This is a genomic window from Neisseria sp. P0008.S010 (assembly GCF_051962715.1).
GTDB lineage: Bacteria > Pseudomonadota > Gammaproteobacteria > Burkholderiales > Neisseriaceae > Neisseria > Neisseria elongata.
In genome coordinates this window covers 1-250 of record NZ_JBQCVA010000367.1, presented here as the reverse complement: position 1 = coordinate 250, position 250 = coordinate 1, and the positions used below count along the sequence as shown (strand labels likewise).

General features: G+C 46.4%; 1 rRNA gene. It reads left to right on the top strand.

The features are described from left to right. A 16S ribosomal RNA gene (locus tag ACTHSL_RS13950) occupies positions 1-250 on the top strand; the annotation flags it as partial.

Here is a 250-nt window from a genome sequence, read left to right as displayed (position 1 = left end):
CGTAAAGGGTTTGTAGGCGGTCTTTTAAGCTAGTGGTGAAAGCCCAGGGCTCAACCCTGGAATTGCCATTAGAACTGGAAGGCTAGAGAGTGTTAGAGGTAAGTGGAATTCCTAGTGTAGGAGTGAAATCCGTAGAGATTAGGAGGAATATCGATGGCGAAGGCAGCTTACTGGGACATTTCTGACGCTGAAAAACGAAAGCGTGGGTAGCAAACAGGATTAGATACCCTAGTAGTCCTGTCTCTTATAC